Origin of the sequence: Litorimonas sp., assembly GCA_029936425.1 — a bacterium.
Taxonomy (GTDB): Bacteria; Pseudomonadota; Alphaproteobacteria; order Caulobacterales; family Maricaulaceae; genus Litorimonas.
The window spans coordinates 1-3,626 of the sequence record JAPYSU010000037.1 but is presented as its reverse complement, the minus strand read 5'-3'; the positions used below and the strand labels follow the sequence as shown (position 1 = coordinate 3,626).

The following is a 3,626-nucleotide window of genomic DNA, read 5'->3' as shown; positions in this document are numbered from 1 at the left end:
CTCAGAAATTCCTTTATTAATATTTAGATCACTAAACTGTGTATAAGTACTCGCAGATTTATTGAAAACACTGCATATATAGTGACCAGTTTCCTTACTTCCGATGTGTTTGATGAAGCTGTGGAGATGATATCTTTGGTTGTTCAAAGTTATCACTTTCTCCACATGAACCGGAGATTCGTCCTTGACAAAGCAGTTTTGTGCAACTTGTTTGAACCGCTGCAGATGGAGAACCAGCACAGAGGGGAAACTGCTCAATCGCTTATGCTCCGTGCAAGATTTCCCATTGCAGTTTTCAATTTGACAATTTCTGATCAGGTCACCATTCCACAGCACTGACCGAAATGAATTCGCCAAAGTTTGTCCATCTTTTAGTGGAATGGGCACAACTGGTCCCATGTCTTCCAACACACTGTCAGAAATGCCACATTTCTTGCACACACGGTCAACGGTGTATTTTCCTCTGAAAATGTCTTTCAGTTCGTCTTGGTACGGCTCGGCAAACTCGCGGATCAGGATATTTTCAAATGCCATGAAGAATTGGACGACATCCTCAGGGTCGCCTCTAGAAAAGTCGTATTTCGAATCCCGAGACACCCGTCGTCTCACCTCTAGGGCATTGGTTGTGTCACCGTGTCCTTTGTTCAGCAGACTACGTAACTCAGAGATGTGATCACCCAGAGTAAAGGCGAGTTTATCCGTCCACCCATCTTGTTCAAGTATGGCTGTCAGTGGCTGCAGGTTCAGCACCACGTTTAGTGTAGAATTGATGTAGCAGATGTTCTCGCCACCATTTTCAAACCTAAGCTCCGTCATCAGGGAGGATTCTGCCAAGGATGGTACAACATCTCCAGACCGAGTTGGTTGCAGGATGCTGTTGTTCAGACGCTCCTTTTTTGCCTGGTCCAAAAGTTTTCTCAAGATGTTCAATATTTCAACTCTTTTATCGGCAGAAGACGTGACAAAATGTGTCCGAAGAACCCCACTTTTACTTCCTTTTCTTGGACACTTTAGGTTCAGTGTTTTCAAGGCCGCATTAACACTTTTCAACTGCAGACTATTGATGAGCCTATCAAAGTCGAGAAATAGAGCTAAATCTCCTTGAGTTTGAGTGGGCATTTCAATCCCGTCAGATCCTCCTCTGAGGAAAAGCTCCTGGTCATCACCGACATTCTTCAGTAGGTTTTCAGCCTCCAGTAACAACGCCAACCTTCTGGTGGCAAAAGTTGCCACTTTCAGCAACCTTCCAGCCGTCAGGAGCTTCTTCCACCTTCTGATGACTCGCTTCAGGCGCAGTTTTCTTGCCTGTGGAGTCTCGTGTCTCACGTTTCGGACGGTCAAAGGAACAGCCATCAGTAGCATTGCCTTTGGTTTATCTTCAGTTATTTTCAGCGGTCTACTGAGGCCAGCCTGGCGTTTCTTCAGTTTCTTAGCCGTTCTTTTAAGTGCGGCGGATTTACTCACTTTCCGTTTCTTGGAGGAGGCTTTCACCGTGTCCTCCTCCTTTGCAGTGATGACAACAGTGTGAAATAACCGGTCAATGAGTTCACGGGCCACCTTTCTGGCTTGCCTACGGGACTCCTTTTCACGTTTATTTTCATTTTTCACACGTGGACTCTGCCGTTGAAACTGCACTACACGGTGCACTAAATCCACCTTCTTGTCCTTTGGTTTTTTAGATTTAAAAAGCTTTTTTAAAGACAATTTATTAGTTTTTGTCTTCTTGCTTTCTTCAATCTTATCGACAGTAGCAAGTTCGACACTTGCAAAGGAGCCAATTTTACTGTGGTCTTTCGACTTATTAGACAAATTCCAAATGGAAGTTATCTTCTCCTCAGCTGGAATGATATCCTTTGCTGGTGTATAGTCTTTCGACTTTTCAGACAAGTTCCAAGTGGGACTTATCTCCTCAGCTAGCATCATCTGATCTGCTGGTATTATCTCCTTTGGCTCAACAGGTTCAGGTTCAGAGTTTATTTCGAGTTTACACACTGGATATAACGGTACATTTGTATCAGCATTTGTATCATTAGACAAGTCCGAAGTGGAAATTGTCTCCTCATCTGGGGTTATCCCCTGCGCTGGTGTGTTGTCTTTTGACTTATTAGATGAGTTCCAAGAGGACTCATTAGACAAGTCCGAAGTGGAAATTGTCTCCTCAGCTGGGATTATCCCCTGGGCTGGTATGTAGTCTTTCGACTTTTCAGACGAGTTCCAAGTGGAAATCATCTCCTCAGCTAAGAATGAGGGCTGGATGAAGCACATTTTCTCATCCTCCAAGGACTGGATGATGCTGTTCCCCTCCACCTCCGAGGGCTGGACGGAGTGAGTGCTGCCAGTCTGCTGGGTGTTGACTTCGCCTGTAGAGACGCCACCAACAAACCCGCGCTTAACCGTTGGCTGCTGCACCCTGGCCTTGGCTTGGTTGTAGCCAGCTTTTGGGACGCCGGCAAATGTTCGCACATAAGCTAGCTTCCCAGCCTCGGTTGGAATCTGGACCAGAGTCTTCAGCAGGGTGTTGCCATCCACGACCTGGTCCTGGTGGACAGGGACTTCATTGGTTTGGTCCTCAAGTGTCCTGGTCGGCTCCTCCTCCTCCAACCAGGCACCTTCTTCATAGGAACATCTCTTGTAAGGTGCCTTGGACTTTTTCTTGGCGGAAACCTTCTCCCAGGCTCCCTGTCCGTCGTAAGGCGCATTGGACTTTTTCTTGCCGGAAGCCTTCTTCCAGGCTCCCTGTCCGTCGTCCGAAGTTTTGTTCTTCTTCTCCGGAACTTTGGTCTCCACCGTCTTCTGGGTGGCGGTGACCTCCTCTACGACATCGACTCGGCCCTTCTTCTCCACGCCGATCGATGCCACGACAGCATAACTGCTGCCAACCTTCTCCGCCGGATTGATAAGGGTACCACCACCAGTAGTAGCCGCACCGCCCATGTCTCGGCCCCCGGTCTTGAAAGACCCAAGCTTGCGCTTACTCACAGTGACGAAGTCGCCAAGTGTCAGCATTTCACCGCGCATTACTTTATTCTGAAAATATAATCTTTATCACTGCAGGAAATATTCAGAATACATAACTAACAGCAGTCTACTTTAAAACTCTATCTTCTGCTGCAATCGATTAGTTTCGCAATGCCTGGGCAGCAGCAGGACTTTCCTTCTTTGGTTCTTATTCTTCTGAACACATTCCCCATATGTCTAAGTCCAATACCACACAATCTGAAACATAAAATTAACATTCACTGTACTACTCTGCAGTGTGACAAAGTCGAGTTACAGCTTGACTCGCATGCTCAACCGTATATCACTGGGAACACTTAGCTGTACACTATTAGAGCTCAGATCCTTCCCTTGGTTGCCTCACAGAACTCGAGAGAGGAGGCGTGTGTGAGGTGCCAGGCCTTAGTTAAGACCTGGGTCACTTGGTTTATGGGGGGGGGGATCACTGCATCCTTTCCTAGGCTTATCACTGACCAGGTACAGAACATCCTTAATTCCAGCCCATTCACTTTCCCGGTACAGGACAGGACAGGAAACTACACACGATTAGATCCAGCACGGCCTCTGTATCGGCAGAAATCGGCCTCGTGCAGCAGCTGCGATTAAACCCAGCCCTCACACCAGCAATA

At 47.1% G+C, this 3,626-nt stretch carries 1 protein-coding gene; it reads right to left on the bottom strand.

The genetic code is table 11. The features are described 5' to 3' along the window. On the bottom strand, positions 1-3,006 hold a 3,006-nt coding region (locus ACN0IC_RS14680; RefSeq protein WP_416879528.1), incomplete at its 3' end, for a hypothetical protein. Positions 3,007-3,626: the final 620 nt, after the last annotated feature.